This window comes from Cellulomonas sp. NPDC058312, assembly GCF_042880135.1.
Lineage (GTDB): Bacteria > Actinomycetota > Actinomycetes > Actinomycetales > Cellulomonadaceae > Cellulomonas.
The window spans coordinates 263531-281004 of sequence record NZ_JBHVZE010000002.1; the positions used below are offsets into that span (position 1 = coordinate 263531).

Here is a 17474-nt window from a genome sequence, read left to right on the forward strand (position 1 = left end):
CCGGTCGCGGCCGACCGTAGCCTCCCGCGGGCCGGCGCGGCAGGGGTGACCGCAGCGGACGGTCGGGCGGGAGCCCGGGTCTGGTGGCGGTGGGTCGGTCGGTGCCACAGTGGCGGTCCCGACCCACCCAGGAGGCACCATGACCGTCCAGCCCACCGGACGCCGCGAGGACCGCGACGGGACCGACGTGCTCGTGCTCGACCGGACGCTGCCGATCCCGCCGCGCGAGCTCTGGGCCGCGGTCACCGAGCCCGACCGGCTCGCCCGGTGGATCGCCACCTGGTCCGGCGACCCCGCGTCGGGGAGCGTCGCCGTCCGGATGACCGCCGAGGGCGACGACGTCTCCGAGTCCACCTACGAGGTGCTGGCCTGCGAACCGCCGCGTCGGCTCGCGGTGCGCAGCGTGAACCCGTGGGGCGTGTGGGAGCTCGAGCTCGTCGTGTCGGCCGCCGGTGCGGGGTCGACCCTGAGCTTCGCCCAGGTGGTGCACGACGCCGCGGCGCTCGGTGACATCGGGCCCGGGTGGGAGTACTACCTGGACCGGCTGGTCGCCGCCGAGACCGGCGGCGACCCGGACGCGATCGACTTCGCCGACTACCACCCGGTGCTCGTCGAGCACTACGCGGCGCTGCCGGCGCCGGGGGGCGCGGACTGAGGCGTCCCCCCGGCGCAGGTGCGGCAGGAGGTCAGCGCTGCGACGCCAGGGCGGCCCAGGTCCGGCGGCCCACGACGCCGTCCGCCACCAGCCCGTGCGCCCGCTGCCACGCCAGCACCGCGGCGCGCGTCCGTGGCCCGAAGCGCCCGTCGGCCGGGGCGCCGACGAGGCGCTGGATCGTCGCCACGGCCTGCCCGCGGGCGCCCTGGCGGACACCGCGCAGCACGAGGGCCTGCGGCACGGACGCGGCCGTGATCGCGGACACGCCCGAGCCACCGTTGGCGACGTCGACGAGCGCGGCCCAGGTGAGCGGCCCGACGATGCCGTCCGCGACGAGCCCGTGGGTCCGCTGGAACGCGCGGACGGCGGCTGCGGTCTGCCGCCCGAACCGGCCGTCCGCCGTCACCCCGAGCAGCCGCTGGATCAGGGCGACGGACGGGCCGGACTGCCCGCGGGCGACGCCGCGCGCGATCCGGGACGCCGGGATCGCGTCGGCGCGGAGCGCCGGCGTCGCGGGGACCGGCGCCGGTGTCGTCGGGGTCACGGGCCCGGTCGGGCGGGGTGTGAGCGGGTCGGGGACGACGGGGCCGGGCGTCGGGCCGGGGTCCGGCGCGCCCGCCACGTCGAACACCCAGCGGTACGTGCTGGTGTTCCCGGCGAGGTCGGACATCGAGACGACGACGTCGTGCGGACCCGGCTGCAGGCCGCCGAAGCGGAGGACGGCCGAGCGGGCGTCGGTCCCGGTGAACTCGGTCTCGGCTCCGTTGTCGAGCCGGTACGCCCACCGCCCGACCGTCTCGTCCACCACGTAGCGGAACGTCCAGGCACCGGCCTCGAGGGTCCGGGTGGTGTCGACGAGCTGCGGCGCCGCCGTGTCCGGGCCCCCACCGTCGACGTCGAACGCCCAGACGACGACCGTGGACGCGCCGGCGCCGTCGGTGGCCCACACGGACAGGACGTGCCGGCCGGGCGGCAGGTCGGCGAGCCGGAGCTCGGCCCGCCCGGCGTCCGCGTCGGCGATGCCGTACCGCGGGGACCCGTCGAGCGAGTACTCCCAGGTCGCGACCGGCGCGCTGCCGTCCTCGACCCCGTAGCCCCACACCCACGTGCCGTCCGGCTCGAGCCCCCCGCCGGAGCCGATCCGCGGGCCGCCGTGCCCCGGGACGTCCACCTGGAACAGGTCCTCGATCCGGGTCACCTCGCCCGCGGCGTTCTGCGCCCAGACCGTCAGGACGTGGCTGCCGTGCGCGAGGCCCTCCAGGCGCAGGGACGCCCGGCGCGCGTCGGCGCCGGGGATCCGCGTGACGGCGCCGCCGTCGACGGCGTAGGTCCAGCGGACGACGTCCTCGTCCTCCGCACCGAAGCCCCACACCCAGGCGCCGTCCTCGACGCCGCCGCCCCACCCGACGGGCGGGCCGTCCTGTGCGGGCGCCGGCGCCTGCACGACGAACGAGAACGGCAGCCGCGTCACGCCCCCCGCCGCGGTGCTGGCCGTGACCTGGATCGTGTGCGGGCCCACCGGCAGGCCGGGCAGGCGCAGCTCCGCACGCCCGTCGTCGACCGCGGCGAACGGCGTCACGGGGCCGCCGTCCAGCTCGTACGTCCACGCGACGACGTCACGGTCGACCGCGCGGAACGTGAACGACGGGGTCTCGCTGCTCAGCGATCCGCTGCTCTCGACCCGGGGCGACGCGGGTGCCGGTGCGGGCACCTCGACCGTCCAGGTGGCGGAGCCCTCGTTGCCCGCGGCGTCGAGCGCCCAGACGGTGAGCAGGTGCAGGCCGACCGGCAGGCCGTCGAGCACGACGCGGGCGTGCCGGGCGTCGTCGCCGGTGGTCATCGTCCGCCCGGCGCCGTCGACCGCGTACCACCAGCCGACGACGTCCTCGTCGGCGGCGAGCTCCTGCGTCCAGGCGGTGCCGACCAGCGACCCGGTACCGACGATGCCGGGACCGGTGACGTCGTCCACCTCGTCCACGGCGCTCGCCGTGGGGCCGCCAGCCGCGGGGACGGGGTCGGCGGCGACGGAGTCGGCGGGCACGGAGTCGGCGGGCACCGAGTCGGCGGGCACGGGGTCGGCGGGCACGGAGTCGGCGGGGGAGCCGTCGCCAGGTCCGGCCGGTGCGGCGGTCGCCGGCGCGGCGAGGCCGCCGGTCGTCGCCGCGACGAGCGCGGCGCTCACCACGGCGGAGCTGAGGCGGGTGGTACGTGCGGACATCGGTGGTGCCTTCCTGCCGGGTACCGGCGTCGGTCGTCTCCTGCCCCCGCTGGTCACAGGCCCGGGACAGCGGACGCACAGCATCCGCAGGCGCACTCTGGCACCCCACGCGCACCCGGCACCGGGAGTTCTGCCGGGCGGTGGCGACGGGCGGCTGGGATTCACCCGTTCGGCGCCGCACCGCACCACCCGGTGCTGGTCCGTCGGGACCGGCGCGAGGCGCCACTAGGTGGGTGGCGGGCTCCGTCGAAAAGGGGACGCTGAGTGTCGGACCCGGTGCGTACTCTCGGTCCTGCCGATCACGCGCCGCGCCCCCGCGCGGCCGTCACCGTCGCGCCTCGCCGCGCGTCGACCCGCCATGCCCCCCGACCCACCTGGAGACCCGTGTGCTCGCCCGACTGCTGACGCGCTACCTGCGCCCCTACCGCCGGCTGCTCGTCGGCGTGCTGGTGTTCCAGCTGGGATCGGCCCTGGCCATGCTGTACCTGCCCAGCCTGAACGCGAAGATCGTCGACCAGGGCGTCGCGCTCGGCGACACCGGCTACATCTGGCGCACGGGTGCGCTGATGCTCGCCGTGTCGCTGGGGCAGATCGTCGCGGCGGTCATCGCCACCTACTTCGCGGCCCGCGCGGCCATGCAGGTCGGTCGCGACCTGCGCGACGACGTGTTCGGCCGGGTCAGCGGGTTCTCCGAGCGGGAGATCTCCCGGTTCGGCGCCGGCTCGCTCATCACGCGCAACACCAACGACGTCCAGCAGGTCCAGATGCTGGCGATGATGGGCGCGACCATGCTGGTCACCGCCCCGCTGCTCGCCGTCGGCGGCATCATCATGGCGCTGCGGCAGGACGTCGGGCTGTCGTGGCTGATCGCCGTCGCCGTGCCGGCCCTGCTCCTGATCGCCGGGCTGATCATCAGCCGGATGGTCCCGCTGTTCCGGTCGTTCCAGACCAAGCTCGACGCGGTCAACCGGATCATGCGCGAGCAGCTGACGGGCGTGCGCGTCGTGCGCGCGTTCGTCCGCGAGGACATCGAGCAGGAGCGGTTCCGCGGCGCGAACACCGACATCATGGTCGTCGGCCGGAAGATCGGCTCGCTGTTCGTGGTGCTGTTCCCGCTCGCGATGCTGGTGCTCAACGTGACCGTGGTCGGCGTGATCTGGTTCGGCGGCATCGAGGTCGACAACGGCTCGGTGCAGATCGGCACGCTGCTCGCCTTCATGCAGTACATCGGCCAGATCCTCATGGGCGTCCTCATGGCCTCGTTCATGACGGTGATGATCCCGCGCGCGGCCGTCTCAGCCGAGCGCATCTCCGAGGTGCTGGCCAGCGAGTCCACGCTCGCCGAGCCCACGGAGCCGGTGCGCACCGCGCCCCGCCCGGGGGAGGTCGCGTTCGAGGACGTCACGTTCGCCTACCCCGAGGCCGAGCACGCGGTGCTGTCGGGCGTCACGTTCACGGCGGAGCCCGGGCAGACCGTCGCGGTCATCGGGTCGACCGGCGCGGGCAAGACGACGCTGGTCTCGCTCATCCCGCGGTTGTTCGACGCGACCGGCGGCGTCGTGCGCGTCGGCGGCGTGGACGTGCGGGACCTGGAGCTCGAGACCCTCTGGACGCAGATCGGCCTCGTGCCGCAGCGTCCGTTCCTGTTCGCCGGGACGGTGGCGTCGAACCTGCGCCTCGGTCAGGAGGACGCGAGCGAGGCCGACCTGTGGCGCGCGCTCGAGATCGCCCAGGCGAGCGACTTCGTGCAGCAGATGGACGGCGGCCTGGACGCGCGGATCGCCCAGGGCGGCACGAACGTGTCCGGCGGCCAGCGTCAGCGGCTCGCCATCGCCCGCGCGATCGTGCGCCGGCCCAGCGTGCTGGTGTTCGACGACTCGTTCTCCGCCCTCGACCTCGCGACCGACGCGCGCCTGCGCGCGGCGCTCTGGCGGGAGCTGCCCGAGGTCACCAAGGTCGTCGTCGCCCAGCGCGTGTCCACGGTGACCTCCGCGGACGCGATCCTCGTGCTGGAGGACGGCCGCGTCGCCGGGCTCGGCACCCACGAGCAGCTGCTCGAGACCAACCAGACGTACCGCGAGATCGCGGAGTCCCAGCTCGCGGTGGAGGCCGGCGCATGACCGAGAAGACGACGAGGCGCGGCCAGCGCGCGCAGGTCGAGGAGCCGGAGCTCACCGAGGACGAGAAGCTCGAGATCGAGCTCGGGGAGCAGGCGCGGATCGCGTCGGACTCCTGGGACTCGGTCGCGCCGGGCAAGGCCGACAACTTCAAGGAGTCGTTCGGCCGGATGATCGGGCTGCTCCGCCCGTACCGGGTGGCGCTGATCCTGGTCACGGTGCTCGGGTCCGCGGGCGTGGTGCTCACGGTGCTCGCGCCGCGGATCCTCGGGCGGGCCACCGACGCGGTGTTCACCGGGTTCCTGTCCCGGCAGCTGCCGGACGGCGTCACGCAGGACCAGGCCGTCGCCGCGCTGCGCGCCGACGGCCAGGACCGGATGGCGGCGATGATCGAGGCGGTCGACGGCCTGGTGCCGGGTGCCGGCATCGACTTCGACCTGCTCGGCCGGCTGCTGCTGACCGTGCTCGCGCTCTACGTCGCCGGGGCGTTCCTCACCTGGCTGCAGGGCTACATCATCAACGTCATCATGGTCCGCGCCATGTGGCGGCTGCGCGAGCAGGTCGAGGCGAAGATCAACCGGCTGCCGCTGGCCTACTTCGACAAGGTGCAGCGCGGTGAGCTGATCTCCCGGGTCACCAACGACATCGACAACATCACGCAGACGATGCAGCAGTCGCTGTCCACCGCGCTGACGTCGATCCTCACGGTCATCGGCGTGATGGTCATGATGTTCTCGATCTCCTGGCAGCTGGCGCTCGTCGCCCTGGTCTCGATCCCGCTGATGGGCGTGATCTTCGGCGTCATCGGGCCGAAGTCGCAGAAGGCGTTCGGCACCCAGTGGCGCAAGGTCGGGCGCCTCAACGCCCGCGTCGAGGAGTCGTTCTCCGGGCACGCGCTGGTCAAGGTGTTCGGCCGCCGCCAGGACTTCGCCGACCGGTTCAAGGCGGAGAACGAGGAGCTCTACCGCGCGTCGTTCAAGGCGCAGTTCCTGTCCGGGATCATCTGGCCGGGCATGTCGTTCGTCGGCAACCTCACGTACGTCGGCATCGCGGTGCTCGGCGGGCTCATGGTCGCCAACGGGTCGCTGCGGCTCGGCAGCGTGCAGGCGTTCATCCAGTACGCGCAGATGTTCACGCAGCCGCTCTCCGAGCTCGGCGGCATGGCCGCGGTCGTGCAGTCCGGCACCGCCTCCGCCGAGCGGGTGTTCCAGCTGCTCGACGAGGACGAGCAGCGCGCCGACGACCCGCACGCCCCGAAGCCGGCGGAGGGCGACGGGACGATCGAGTTCGAGCACGTCGCGTTCTCGTACAGCCCGGACGCCCCGCTCATCACCGACCTGTCGTTCACGGTCCGGCCCGGGCAGACGGTCGCGATCGTCGGCCCGACCGGCGCCGGCAAGACGACGCTGGTGAACCTGCTGATGCGGTTCTACGAGCTGGACGGCGGCCGCATCCTGGTCAACGGCCAGGACATCGCGACGCTCAGCCGGCACGACGCCCGGTCGCGGACCGGCATGGTGCTGCAGGACCCGTGGCTGTTCGCCGGCACCATCCGGGAGAACATCCGCTACGGCCGGCAGACCGCCACCGACGACGAGATCCTCGCCGCGGCGCAGGCCACCTACGTGGACCGGTTCGTGCACTCGCTCCCGCACGGGTATGACACCGTGCTGGAGGAGGACGCCGCCAACCTGTCCGCGGGGGAGAAGCAGCTGCTGACCATCGCGCGGGCGTTCGTCGCGCAGCCGTCGGTGCTGATCCTCGACGAGGCGACGTCCTCGGTCGACACCCGCACCGAGCGGCTGCTGCAGCAGGCGATGGCGTCGCTCCGGCAGGGACGCACGTCCTTCGTCATCGCGCACCGGCTGTCGACGATCCGCGACGCGGACCTGATCCTCGTCATGGAGCACGGGGCGATCGTCGAGAAGGGCACGCACGACGAGCTCATCACGGCGGGCGGGGCGTACCACCGGCTCTACCAGTCGCAGTTCGCGGGCGCGCTGGTCGGGGAGGACGCCGAGTGACGGGTGCGACGGGCCTGGGCACCGGCCCGCAGACCGACCGGTCGGTGCCGGCCCGGCGCGCCCGCGGGCCGTTGGCCGGGGTGCCGACGGCCGTGCTCGCCGCGGTGACGCTGGTCGTGGCGTTCGCCGCGGTCCAGGTCACGCACGTGCGCGGGGTCGGTGGCGCCGTGCTCGTGGTCGGCGTCGTCTGGTGCGCGTGGCGCGCCCTGCCCGCGGCAGGCTGGTCGCGGGTCGCCGCGGTGGTGGTGCTCGGGGCGCTGTGCTTCGCGGCGTCGCACGTCGCGGCGCCGGCGCTCGGCCCCTGGCCGGCGGTGCTGCTGGCGGCCGCGGTCCTCGCCGCCGGCACGGCCGCCCTGGTCGACCGCCGCCGCTGAGCCGTCGAGATGGCAGGACGCGCCTGAGTCCGGGGTCCCGGATCCAGGCGCGTTCTGCCATCTCGCCGCACGACCGCCGCGCGGGCGGCGGGCGGCGCGGGGGGCGCGGGGGCGTCAGAGCGCGAGGTCGAGGACCACGCGGCCGTCGATGGTGCCCGTCTCCATGCGGGTGAACACGTCGTTCACCGCGTCGAGCGGGCGGAACTCGTACTTGGTGCTGACGGCGCCGCGCGCGTAGAAGCCGATCGCCTCGATCATGTCCATCCGGGTGCCGACGATCGACCCGCGCACGGTGAGACCCCGCAGCACGGTGTCGAAGATGGACAGCGGGAACGTACCCGGCGGCAGGCCCACCAGCGACACCGTGCCGCCGCGCCGGAGCATCGACAGCGCCTGCGGGAACGTGGACTCGCTGACCGCGGTGACCAGCGCGGCGTGCGCCCCACCGACCAGGTCGTGCACGGCCTCGCCCGGGTCGCCGTCGCGGTAGTTGACCACGAGCTCGGCGCCGTACTCGTGCGCCGCGGCCCGCTTCGACTCGGAGCCGGTCACCGCGATCACCCGGTAGCCCATCGCCGCCGCGTACTGGATCGCCATGTGGCCGAGCCCGCCGATGCCCGAGACCACCACCCAGTCGCCGGGCTTCGCGTCCGCGACCTTGAGGCCCTTGTAGACCGTCACCCCGGCGCAGAGCACGGCGGTGAGGCCGGCGAGGTCGCCGTCGAGCTCGCGGGGGACCCGCGGGGCGTACCGGGTGTCCACGAGCATGTACTCGGCGAACGACCCGTCGACGGAGTACCCGGAGTTCTGCTGCCGCGGGCACAGCGTCTCCCAGCCGCTCAGGCAGTGCTCGCAGGTGCCGCAGGCGGTCGCCAGCCAGGCGTTGCCGAGGCGGTCGCCGACGCGGACGTCGCGCACCTCGGGCCCGACGGCGACGACCCGGCCCACGCCCTCGTGCCCGGGGACGAACGGGGGCGTCGGCCGCACGGGCCAGTCGCCGCGCGCCGCGTGCAGGTCGGTGTGGCAGACCCCGGTGTACTCCACCTGCACGAGGGCCTGGTGCGGCCCGGGGACGGGGATCGGCCGCTCCTCGAGCACCAGGGGGGAACCCAGGTCGCGGACCACCGCGGCCGTCATCATCTCGGGCACGTCGCATCTCCTCCGAGCCGCGCGCCCACCACCTTGTGAACGCTGTCACGAGGACCGTAGCGCCGCCCGTGGCCGGCGTTCGAGGGACCTCGGGCCCAGGTCGGGGCCGCGGTTCCGTGCCCGGGACGCGCCCGGGTCAGGTGCCGGTGGGGGTGTCGTCCGGGCGGGCGGCGGGGTCGGCCGCGCGGCGTTCGCGGGCGCGCAGGTCGGCCTCCCAGTCGCGGAGCATCTGCTCGTGCTTCGCGTCCGAGTCCCGCAGGCCGGCCAGGAACTCGGGGTCGTCGTCGGGCGCGGTCCGGCGCGGGCGCTCGTACTCCGGGAACCCGGCCGTCGCGGTGCTGGGCCACGGGACGCCGGTGCCCCGGCTCGACCCGAGCGGGCGGCCGGCGACCAGCCACGCGATCCCACCGACCAGGGGCAGGATGATGATGAGCAGGATCCACACGCCCTTCGACAGGTTCCGGATCCGGTACGCGTCGGACTGGATGCAGTCGACCAGGCAGTAGACGAGCAGCGCGAGCTCGACGACGACGGGCAGCATGCGGATCACGACGGACCCCTCGCAGGTCAGGGGGCGCGGGACCCCGGGACGGACGCCGATCACGGTAGGGGAGCGGCGTCCGCCGTGTCCGGGGTTCCGGCAACCCGATCGCGCCGCGTCACCCGGGTGGCCCCGTGCCGGGTCGTCGGCCGCGCGTCGGGTCCGCCCTCAGGCGCCCACCAGCGCGCCGACGGTGCGCGGGTCGACGGCCGGGTCGCCCCGGCGGGTCAGCGGCGCCCGCAGCCCGAGGTGCTCGCGCAGCGTCGTGCCGGTGTACGCGGTGCGGTAGGCGCCGCGCTCCTGCAGCTCCGGGACGACGCGGTCCACGATGTCGTCCAGGCCGGACGGCACGAGCCACGGGCTGATGTTGAAGCCGTCGACCGCCCCGGTCCGCACGAACCGCACGAGCCGGTCCGCGACGGCCGACGGGGTGCCGACGAACCCGCCCTCGCTCGACACCTTCACCACGAGGTCCCGGATCGACAGGTGCTCGGCCTCGGCGAGCGCCCGCCACCGGGCGGCGACCTCGTGGGTGCGGGCGCCGGTGGTGGACGAGCCGCCCTCGGCGCCGAGCTCGGCGACGACGGGGTCGTGCGCGGGCAGCGGGCCGTCGGGGTCGTACCCGCTGAGGTCCTCGGCCCAGATCGTGCCGACGACGTGCAGCGCCGTGGCGGGGGTGACCTGCGCGCGGCGGACCCAGCGGGCGCGCTCCTCGGCCTCCGCGGGCGTGTCGCCGACGACGATCGCGGTACCGGGGAAGATCAGCACGTCGTCCTCGGGCCGACCCGCGGCGACGACCCGGGTGCGGATGTCGGCGGCGAAGGCGAGCGCGTCGGCCAGGACGCTGCCGTGCCGGGAGAAGATCACGTCCGCCGACCGCGCGGCGAAGTCGCGGCCCTGCGGCGAGTCGCCGGCCTGGAAGATCACGGGGTGGCCCTGCGGGCTGCGCGGCGTCGTCGGGTCGATCTCGGCGTCCAGGAGCTCGTGGTGGACCGCGACGTGCCCGACCGTGCCCGGGCCGCCGGAGGTGCCCGGGCTGCCCGCACTGCCACCGGAGTCCGGCCACGCGTCCCACACGGCGCGCGCGGCGGCGAGCACCTGCTCGGCGCGGTCGTAGCGGCGCGCGTGGTCGAGGTAGCCGCCCCGGCGGAAGTTCTCGCCGGTCCAGGCGTTGTCGGTCGTGACGACGTTCCACGCCGCGCGACCTCCGGACAGCACGTCGAGGCTGGCGAGGCGCCGCGCGAGGTCGGCCGGGTCGTTGTAGGTGGTGTTCTGCGTGGCGACGAGGCCGATGTGCTCGGTGATCGCGGCCAGGGCGGCGAGCTGGGTGATCGCATCGGGGCGGCCGACGACGTCGAGGTCGTGCAGCCGCCCCCGGCTCTCGCGCAGCCGCAGCCCCTCGCCGAGGAAGAACGCGTCGAACCGCCCGCGCTCGGCGGTCCGGGCGACGCGCTCGAAGGAGGCGAAGTCGGTCTGGGAACCGGACTCCGGGTCGGACCAGACGGTGGTGTGGTTGACGCCCTGGAAGAAGACGCCGAAGTGCACCTCGGCGTCGGGACGGGTGATCGGGTGGTCGTGCTCGTTGTGGGCAGGCTCGGTGCGGTCGGACATCGCGGGGCTCCTCAGGCGGTGCGGCGGGCGGTGCCCGCGAAGCGGTTGGCGGGGCGGCGCAGGCCCAGGTGGTCGCGCAGCGTGGCGCCGGACCGGGGTGCCGCGGTCAGCCGGGCGGCGCGCAGGGCGGGCAGCACCTCGTGGGCGAGGACCGGCAGGTCGACGTCGAGCACCGCGGGCAGCAGGCGGACGCCGGCGACGGCGGGGTCGGCGGCGAGGCCGGTGAGCAGCGCGACCAGGCCCGCGGTGTCGCCGACGTGCCGCAGCGGCGCGCCCGCGACCCACGGGCTGCCGCCGTCGAGCTCGGCCAGGCGGTCGCGGGCCGTCCGGCCGTCCGCGTCGAGGACGACCTCGACCTCGACGGCCGCGAGCGGGGCGGCGCCGGGACCGGTGCGGGCGTCGGCCGCGGCGGCGCGGGCGCCGGCGACGTCCGCCCCGCCGACGAGCCGCACGTCCACCAGGGCCTCGGCGTCGCGCCCGGCCGGGTCCACGTCGCCCGCGCGGGCGAGCACCACGAGCTGGCCCTGGGGCGGCCGCGGGGTGATGAGCGGGCCGACGACGGAGAAGGTCGCGCCGGTGAAGTCGACGCGGTGGATCCGGTCCCGGTCGACGTAGCGGCCCGTGGCGACGTCGCGGATCACGGCGTCGTCCTCCCACGAGTCCCAGAGGTCGCGGACCACCTGGACGACGTCGCGGGCCTCGCGGTCCAGGTCGGCGACGGCGGCCCGGCCGTAGGCGGCGGGTGCGGCGTCGCCCGGGGTGACGGCGGCGAGCCAGCCGCCGCGCCCGGACGCGGCCAGGTCGAGCGCCGCGAGCTGCGCGGCGACGTGGAACGGCTCGGGGTAGGTGGTCGGCACCTGGGGGACGAGGCCGATCGCCGTCGTCGTGCGGGAGACGAACGCGGCACGGGTCACGGCCTCGAGCCGTGCCGACGTGGTGTCGCCCGGGATCGTGGGCAGCAGGGCGTCGGCGAACGACGCGAACGTCAGGCCGGCGTGCTCCGCGTGCCGCACGGTGCGGGCGAGGCGGGTGCCGGACACGAGCCCGGCGGCGGACAGGCCGGACAGCGCGGCGGCCGCGGGGTGGTGGCCGGCGCCGTCGACGTCGAGGCCGAGGAACAGCGGGGGGACGGTCATGGGGGTGCTCCGGAGGTCGGGTGGGACGGGCGGCGGTCGGCGTCAGAGGGCCGAGTGGCCGCCGATCCGGTGGTAGGTGCGGTCGTGGTAGACCAGCGGGGTCGCGGCCTCGGCGGTGCTCGCGGCGAGCGCGCGCAGGGAGACCAGGTAGCTGTCGCCGACCGGGGTGCGCTGCACGACCCGCGCGCGCACCCAGGACACGGCGCCGTCGATGACGGGCTCGCCGGTGGTGAGCGGGGTCCAGCCGCCGTCGGCGAACCGGTCGATCCCGCTGGTGGCGAACCGCGCGGACACGTCGTCCTGGTGGTCCGCCAGGAAGCTGACCGCGAGCGTCGGCGCGGCGGAGACGGCGGCCCACGAGGACGAGGTCGACGCGAGCGAGAACGCGAGCAGCGGCGGCGCCGCGGACACGGAGATGACGGAGGTCGCGGTGAACCCGACCGGCCGGCCCTCGTGCCGCAGCGCCACGACCGCGACGCCCGCGGGGTGCCGGCGGAACACGGACTTGAACTGCTGGGCGTCGAGCTGCGGCTCGTCCTGCTCGGCCAGCAGCCGCTCGAACGCGGACAGGTCCGCGCGCTCGGCGGTCACCGGGCCACCGCCCCTGCCCCGACGGTGCCCCGGGCCGCACCGGCGCCGACCGCGCGCAGCAGCGCCGGCTCGGCCCGCAGCAGCCAGGCGTCCACGACGCCGTCCAGGTCGGCGAGCTGCGCCTCGGTGACGGTCAGCGACCGGGTGGGGACGACGGCGCCGAGCTCGACGAGGACGGGCCGCAGGTGCACCTCGCCGACGAGCGCGTGGGCGGGGTTCCCCGAGACGACCAGCGGCACGACGACGACGCCGGCGAGGCCGTCCGGGCCGTACAGGTCGAGGAACGCCTTGAGCAGGCCGGTGTAGGAGGCCTTGTAGACGGGGGTGGCGACCACCGCGACGTCCGCGACGGCCAGCCGGGCCAGCGCGGCGTCGGCGGCGGGGTGGACGGGGGCCAGCAGCTCGCCCGCGAGCTCCGCGAGGTCGATCGCGTCGAGCGCGTCGGCGCCGAGCAGCGCGGCCAGGCGGTCGGCGGCGGTGCGCGCGGCGAGCAGGGTGCGCGAGCCGGGGCGCGGGTTGCCGGAGACGGCGACGACGGCAGGGGGACGGGACGTCATGGAGTGCCTCGCAAGGGTGTCGATCACGGTTGCCGTGCGGCGGAGCGGGCACCACGTCGCGGGCGCCCGGCCGACGGCCAGGTCATCTCCCGGAGCACCCCGCCGTGACGTGGGGTTGCTGCCCAGCCAGCCGGGGCTTGGCGCTGGGACTCTCGACCTCGGCGGTGTTGTAGCAGGGCGCGGCGCCGGGACCGAGCACCGGACCCCGACTTCTCACGATCCGGGACCGTGCGTCCTGCCCGGGACCTTCGTCCCGTGACAACGCTCCGGAATGCGAGACGGACGGCCGGATCGTTGACGCGGTCGCCGGGGGTTCGTATGTTCCCCGGCACCGGATCACGTCGTCGCCACCACCCGGTGGCCGGCTGCGGGGCCCGGCAGGTCATGAGCTCCGACGCGTAGCCCCGGCTGGTCGGACGGCAACCCCCCGCGCGGGTGGGTGCCCCGGGTGAGGACCAGGCCCGCTGCCGACCGGCAGCCGGCAACACGCGAGCCCGCCGCGGCGGGTGCACGAAGGAGACAGCATGAGCCGGAGCACGGTGGCGCACACCACCTCCTCCCTGCGTGCCGCCGCGCAGCCCGGGCCCCCCGCGGCCCGCTGTCGCTGTCGCTGACCTCCACCCGAGACCCGCGCCACCCGTCGGCGTCCGGTCGGCCGTGACCCGGCCCGGCCCCGACCGGTAGCCCGCGCCGCGCCACCGCGCGTCCGCCCTCCCCGCCCTCGGGGGACCTCCCGCCCGCCCGCCGGGCCCACCCGCTCGTCCCACCGGTCCCCGGTGCGCGTCGCCGCGCCCCGGCGACCCCGGACGCCCTCGAACGGAGCCGTCATGCCCAGCCCCACCGCGCGACCCGCCGGTCGCGACCACCGCGACCCGCCCGGCAGCGAGCGCCGGACCGCCCTGCTCGGCCTCGACCTGACCGCCGTCGGCGCCCGCCCCGGCGGCCACGGGCCGCAGGGTGCGGTCGCGGCCCGCCCGTTCGACGGCGAGCGGCTGGCCCGCCTCGTGCACCGCGCCGACCGCGGGCTGCTGGACCTCGTCGTGCTCGGCGACGCCCTGCTGCTGCACCCGGGCCGCCGCCAGGTCCCGGGCCGACTGGACGCCGCGGTGGCGGCCGCCCGGGTCGCGCCGGTCGCGCTGCGGACGGTGCTGGTCGCCGGGGTGCCGCACCGTGAGGTCGAGCCTGCGCACCTCGCGGCCGCCGTCCGGGGGGTGCAGCGCGCCGGTCGGGCGTCGGCGGGGTGGCAGCTGTCCGCCCCGGCACCGGGCGCCGACCTCGACGAGCAGGTGTGGGCCGCGCACGCCGAGGCCGCGGTGCGGCAGGTCGACGCCGTGTGGGAGGGCGCCGAGGACGTGGGCGCGGTGCGGCTCGACCCCGAGGGCCGGTTCCACGTCGACCACGAGGGCGTCCGGTTCGCGGTCCGCGGCCGGACGGCGCCCGCCCCCGGTGACACCACCCGGCCGGTCGTGGTCGTCCCCGTGTCCGGCGGTGCGTCCGCGGAGGTCGCGGGCCGGCACGCCGACGTCGCCCGCGTCACCGCCGCGGACCCCGACGAGGCGGGCCGCCTCCGGGCGCTGGTGCGGTCGGCGGCCGTCGCGGCCGGGCGACCCGCCGACGACGTGCGGGTGCTGGTCGACCTCGACGTCGCCCTCGCGGACGACCACGACAGCGCCGTCGCCCGGCTCGACCTGGTGCGCGCGACGGAGCGCCCCGGCCTGGGCGGGGGCGCGCGGGGCCTGGTGCTCGCCGGCACGGGGGAGCAGCTCGCCGCCCTGGTCGTCGACTGGGTCCGTGCGGGTGCCGCCGACGGGGTCGTGGTGCGCCCGACCTCGCCCGAGGCCGACCTCGACGTCCTCGTGGAGCGGGTGGTGCCCGCGCTCCAGGGGTCCGGCCTCGTGCGCCCCCGACCCGCACCCGCCCGTGCACCTGCGCCCGCCGGTGCACCCGCGCCCGCCGGTGCGTCCCGCACGCCCGCCCTCGCCGACTCCGCCCGACCCGAGGTGACCCGATGACCACCACCGACCTGCACCGTCCCGCCGACCTGCACCGTCCCGCCGACACCGCGCGACTCCAGGTGCGCGCGGTGCGTCTGCACGACCCGCTGGTGGGTCCGCTGCTGGACGGCCTGGCGCACGAGTACAGCACCCGCTACACCGGCGTGCTCACGCCCGCGCAGCTGCGCGACGAGCTCGAGCACTACGGCGCGCAGGAGTTCGCGCCGCCGGACGGCGAGCTCGTGCTCGTGCTGGAGGACGGGCGGCCGGTCGCGGGCGGCGCGTTCCGGCGCCGGACCGAGCCCGAGCACGGGGACCCGGCCCTGCTGGCCCGGCCCGGCACCCGCGACGCGGCGGGCGCCCCGGCGGTGCCCACGGCCGAGCTCAAGCGGATCTGGACCCACGCCGAGCACCGGCGCCGCGGCCTGGCCCGCGTCGTCCTGACCGAGCTGGAGCAGCGCGCCGCCGACCGCGGCTACCCGCGCCTGTACCTGACCACGGGTCCGCGGCAGCCGGAGGCCGTCGGCCTGTACCTCGCGGCCGGCTACACGGCGCTGTTCGACCCGGCGGCGTACCCGGCCGACGTCGTCCCGCACGCCTTCGAGAAGTGGCTGGTGACCCCGTGAGCGCCGTCGTCGACCGGCCCGTGGCGGCCGTGCCGCCCGCGACCGTCGCCGAGCTCGCCGACCTGCCCGTGGTCCCCGCGCGACACCCGGGTCGCTGGGTCGCCACGGCCGGCGTCGCGGTGCTGCTCGCGATGGTGCTCAGCTCGCTGCTGACCAACCCGCAGTGGGAGTGGGACGTCGTCGCGCAGTACCTGACCTGGCCGTCGGTGCTCGAGGGCGTGTGGGCCACGGTGCGCCTGACCGCGGTGGCGGGCGTGATCGGGTTCGGCCTGGGCACGGTACTCGCGCTGATGCGGCTGTCCCGGTCGCCGCTGCTGCGGTCGGTGTCCTGGGCGTACTCCTGGGTGTTCCGCTCGGTGCCGCTGATCCTGCAGCTGCTGCTCTGGTACAACCTCGCGTACCTCTACCCGGAGCTGTCGCTGGGCATCCCGTTCGGGCCGTCGTTCCTCGCGTTCGACACCCTCGACGTGGTGGACAAGTTCGGCGCCGCGGTGCTCGGGCTCGGGCTGTCGCAGGCGGCGTACTCCGCGGAGATCGTCCGGGCCGGCATCCTCGGCGTCGACCAGGGCCAGCACGAGGCCGCCGCCGCGCTGGGCCTGCCGCGTGGCCGCCAGCAGCGCCGGATCGTGCTGCCGCAGGCGATGCGCACCGTCGTCCCGACGTCGGTCAACGAGATCATCGGCCTGCTCAAGGGCACGTCCGTCGTCTACGTGCTGGCGTACGGCGAGCTCTTCTACACGGTCGGGGTGATCTACGGCCGCAACCAGCGGGTCGTCCCGCTGCTGCTGGTCGCGGCGATCTGGTACCTCGCGACCACCACGGTGCTGACCGTCGCGCAGTACTACCTCGAGCGGTACTACGCCCGCGGCGCCCTGCGCACGCTCCCGCCGACGCCCCTGCAGCGGCTGCGCGCCCTGCCGCGGCGCGGCCACCTGACCCGCACCGCGCGCACACCCCGCACCACTCCTCGCGACACCGCACCCGCCCGCGACACCGGAGGCCCGGCATGACCACCACGCTGAACCGGACCGCGCCCGCCCCGGTCGCGGCCGACGTCCCGCTGACCGTCCCGGCCCCGGGCGGGCACCTGCAGATCCACGGGCTGCACAAGTCCTACGGCGCCCTGGAGGTGCTGCGCGACGTGGACCTGGAGGTCCGTCCGGGCGAGGTGACCGTGATCCTCGGCCCGTCGGGCTCCGGCAAGTCGACCCTGCTGCGCCTGGTGAACCACCTCGAGCGGCCCGACCGCGGGTTCGTCGCGCTCGACGGCGAGGTGATCGGCTACGCGCACCGCCGGACCCGCCGCGGTCCCGTGCTGCGGGAGCTGACCGAGCGGGACGTGCTGCGCCAGCGCACCCGGATCGGGTTCGTGTTCCAGAACTTCCACCTGTTCCCGCACCTCACCGTGCTGGAGAACGTCGTCGAGGCGCCCGTGCACGCGCAGGGCCGGCGCCGCGACGAGGTCGAGGCCGAGGCGCGGGAGCTGCTCGCCCGCGTCGGCCTCGCCGACAAGGTCGACGCCCGGCCCCGGCAGCTGTCCGGCGGGCAGCAGCAGCGCGTCGCGATCGCCCGCGCCCTGGCGACGCGCCCGTCGGTGCTGCTGTTCGACGAGCCGACCTCGGCCCTCGACCCCGAGCTGGTCGGCGAGGTGCTCGGTGTGATCCGGGCGCTCGCGCACGGCGGCACGACGCTCGTGATCGTCACCCACGAGGTCGGGTTCGCCCGCGACGTCGCCGACACCGTCGTGTTCATGGACGCCGGCGTCGTCGTCGAGCAGGGCCCCGCCGCCCAGGTGCTCGGCGCGCCCAGCCACCCCCGGACCCGCGCGTTCCTCGACAAGGTCCGCTGACCCCCCGTACTCCCACCCCCCTCTCGACCGGA

At 75.8% G+C, this 17474-nt stretch carries 15 protein-coding genes and 2 riboswitches; of the genes, 8 read left to right on the top strand and 7 right to left on the bottom strand.

Annotated features, from left to right (window positions below; translation table 11 throughout):
• Positions 1–139: 139 nt before the first annotated feature.
• Complete coding sequence (locus ACFVXN_RS05540) at positions 140–655, top strand: SRPBCC family protein (RefSeq protein ID WP_389228571.1); 516 nt, start codon at positions 140–142, stop codon at positions 653–655.
• A 31-nt stretch (positions 656–686) separates the two neighbouring features.
• Here the strand turns inward: ACFVXN_RS05540 and ACFVXN_RS05545 are convergent, their stop codons facing one another.
• The gene (locus ACFVXN_RS05545) at positions 687–2873 is read right to left on the bottom strand and encodes a peptidoglycan-binding protein (RefSeq protein ID WP_389228574.1); all 2187 of its coding nucleotides are present in this window, start codon (positions 2871–2873) and stop codon (positions 687–689) included.
• A 386-nt stretch (positions 2874–3259) separates the two neighbouring features.
• On the opposite strand from ACFVXN_RS05545, the gene ACFVXN_RS05550 reads away from it, so the two are divergent.
• From ACFVXN_RS05550 to ACFVXN_RS05560, 3 genes are read left to right on the top strand one after another with little or no spacing between them, the layout of a single operon-like run.
• A complete protein-coding gene (locus ACFVXN_RS05550) occupies positions 3260–4993 on the top strand; it encodes an ABC transporter ATP-binding protein (RefSeq protein ID WP_389228578.1) in 1734 nt (577 codons plus the stop codon).
• Positions 4990–7014, top strand: a complete 2025-nt coding sequence (locus tag ACFVXN_RS05555; RefSeq protein WP_389228581.1) for an ABC transporter ATP-binding protein — start codon at positions 4990–4992, stop codon at positions 7012–7014. The genes ACFVXN_RS05550 and ACFVXN_RS05555 overlap by 4 nt, the downstream gene beginning before the upstream one ends.
• Positions 7011–7388, top strand: a complete 378-nt coding sequence (locus ACFVXN_RS05560) for a hypothetical protein (RefSeq protein WP_389228584.1) — start codon at positions 7011–7013, stop codon at positions 7386–7388. Before ACFVXN_RS05555 ends, ACFVXN_RS05560 begins: the two co-directional genes overlap by 4 nt.
• Positions 7389–7502: 114 nt before the next feature.
• On the opposite strand, the gene adhP is transcribed toward ACFVXN_RS05560, so the two are convergent.
• From adhP to ACFVXN_RS05590, 6 genes are all read right to left on the bottom strand, one after another.
• Positions 7503–8528, bottom strand: coding sequence for an alcohol dehydrogenase AdhP (gene adhP / locus ACFVXN_RS05565; RefSeq protein WP_389230476.1), 1026 nt, complete (start codon positions 8526–8528; stop codon positions 7503–7505).
• 145 nt (positions 8529–8673) lie between these two features.
• On the bottom strand, positions 8674–9078 hold the full coding sequence (locus ACFVXN_RS05570) for a PLDc N-terminal domain-containing protein (protein ID WP_389230479.1): 405 nt from the start codon (positions 9076–9078) through the stop codon (positions 8674–8676).
• Positions 9079–9246: 168 nt separating this feature from the next.
• Positions 9247–10689, bottom strand: coding sequence for an NtaA/DmoA family FMN-dependent monooxygenase (locus ACFVXN_RS05575; RefSeq protein WP_389228587.1), 1443 nt, complete (start codon positions 10687–10689; stop codon positions 9247–9249).
• A gap of 11 nt (positions 10690–10700) precedes the next feature.
• Positions 10701–11825: a nitrilotriacetate monooxygenase gene (locus tag ACFVXN_RS05580; RefSeq protein WP_389228590.1), complete on the bottom strand. Its 1125-nt coding sequence runs from the start codon at positions 11823–11825 to the stop codon at positions 10701–10703.
• Between the two features lie 42 nt (positions 11826–11867).
• Positions 11868–12416, bottom strand: coding sequence for a flavin reductase family protein (locus ACFVXN_RS05585; RefSeq protein WP_389228593.1), 549 nt, complete (start codon positions 12414–12416; stop codon positions 11868–11870).
• Entirely contained in the window at positions 12413–12973 is a 561-nt protein-coding gene (locus tag ACFVXN_RS05590) for an NADPH-dependent FMN reductase (protein ID WP_389228596.1), read from the bottom strand. The genes ACFVXN_RS05585 and ACFVXN_RS05590 overlap by 4 nt, the downstream gene beginning before the upstream one ends.
• A gap of 61 nt (positions 12974–13034) precedes the next feature.
• Positions 13035–13131: riboswitch (SAM riboswitch) on the bottom strand.
• A gap of 222 nt (positions 13132–13353) precedes the next feature.
• Positions 13354–13468: riboswitch (SAM riboswitch) on the top strand.
• 332 nt (positions 13469–13800) lie between these two features.
• On the opposite strand from ACFVXN_RS05590, the gene ACFVXN_RS05595 reads away from it, so the two are divergent.
• From ACFVXN_RS05595 to ACFVXN_RS05610, 4 genes are read left to right on the top strand one after another with little or no spacing between them, the layout of a single operon-like run.
• Positions 13801–14985, top strand: a complete 1185-nt coding sequence (locus ACFVXN_RS05595) for an LLM class flavin-dependent oxidoreductase (protein ID WP_389228599.1) — start codon at positions 13801–13803, stop codon at positions 14983–14985.
• Positions 14982–15593 (top strand): GNAT family N-acetyltransferase, encoded by a 612-nt coding sequence (locus ACFVXN_RS05600; RefSeq protein ID WP_389228602.1) that lies wholly within the window; start codon positions 14982–14984, stop codon positions 15591–15593. The genes ACFVXN_RS05595 and ACFVXN_RS05600 overlap by 4 nt, the downstream gene beginning before the upstream one ends.
• Positions 15590–16603: an amino acid ABC transporter permease gene (locus ACFVXN_RS05605; RefSeq protein ID WP_389228605.1), complete on the top strand. Its 1014-nt coding sequence runs from the start codon at positions 15590–15592 to the stop codon at positions 16601–16603. The genes ACFVXN_RS05600 and ACFVXN_RS05605 overlap by 4 nt, the downstream gene beginning before the upstream one ends.
• On the top strand, positions 16600–17442 hold the full coding sequence (locus tag ACFVXN_RS05610) for an amino acid ABC transporter ATP-binding protein (RefSeq protein ID WP_389228607.1): 843 nt from the start codon (positions 16600–16602) through the stop codon (positions 17440–17442). The genes ACFVXN_RS05605 and ACFVXN_RS05610 overlap by 4 nt, the downstream gene beginning before the upstream one ends.
• Positions 17443–17474: the final 32 nt, after the last annotated feature.

Coding starts and splice junctions, on each gene's coding strand:
- ACFVXN_RS05610 (WP_389228607.1), top strand. CDS start 16,600: ATGACCACCACGCTGAACCGGACCGCGCCCGCCCCGGTCGCGGCCGAC.
- ACFVXN_RS05540 (WP_389228571.1), top strand. CDS start 140: ATGACCGTCCAGCCCACCGGACGCCGCGAGGACCGCGACGGGACCGAC.
- ACFVXN_RS05575 (WP_389228587.1), bottom strand. CDS start 10,689: ATGTCCGACCGCACCGAGCCTGCCCACAACGAGCACGACCACCCGATC.
- ACFVXN_RS05590 (WP_389228596.1), bottom strand. CDS start 12,973: ATGACGTCCCGTCCCCCTGCCGTCGTCGCCGTCTCCGGCAACCCGCGC.
- ACFVXN_RS05570 (WP_389230479.1), bottom strand. CDS start 9,078: ATGCTGCCCGTCGTCGTCGAGCTCGCGCTGCTCGTCTACTGCCTGGTC.
- adhP (WP_389230476.1), bottom strand. CDS start 8,528: ATGATGACGGCCGCGGTGGTCCGCGACCTGGGTTCCCCCCTGGTGCTC.
- ACFVXN_RS05545 (WP_389228574.1), bottom strand. CDS start 2,873: ATGTCCGCACGTACCACCCGCCTCAGCTCCGCCGTGGTGAGCGCCGCG.
- ACFVXN_RS05595 (WP_389228599.1), top strand. CDS start 13,801: ATGCCCAGCCCCACCGCGCGACCCGCCGGTCGCGACCACCGCGACCCG.
- ACFVXN_RS05600 (WP_389228602.1), top strand. CDS start 14,982: ATGACCACCACCGACCTGCACCGTCCCGCCGACCTGCACCGTCCCGCC.
- ACFVXN_RS05580 (WP_389228590.1), bottom strand. CDS start 11,825: ATGACCGTCCCCCCGCTGTTCCTCGGCCTCGACGTCGACGGCGCCGGC.
- ACFVXN_RS05555 (WP_389228581.1), top strand. CDS start 4,990: ATGACCGAGAAGACGACGAGGCGCGGCCAGCGCGCGCAGGTCGAGGAG.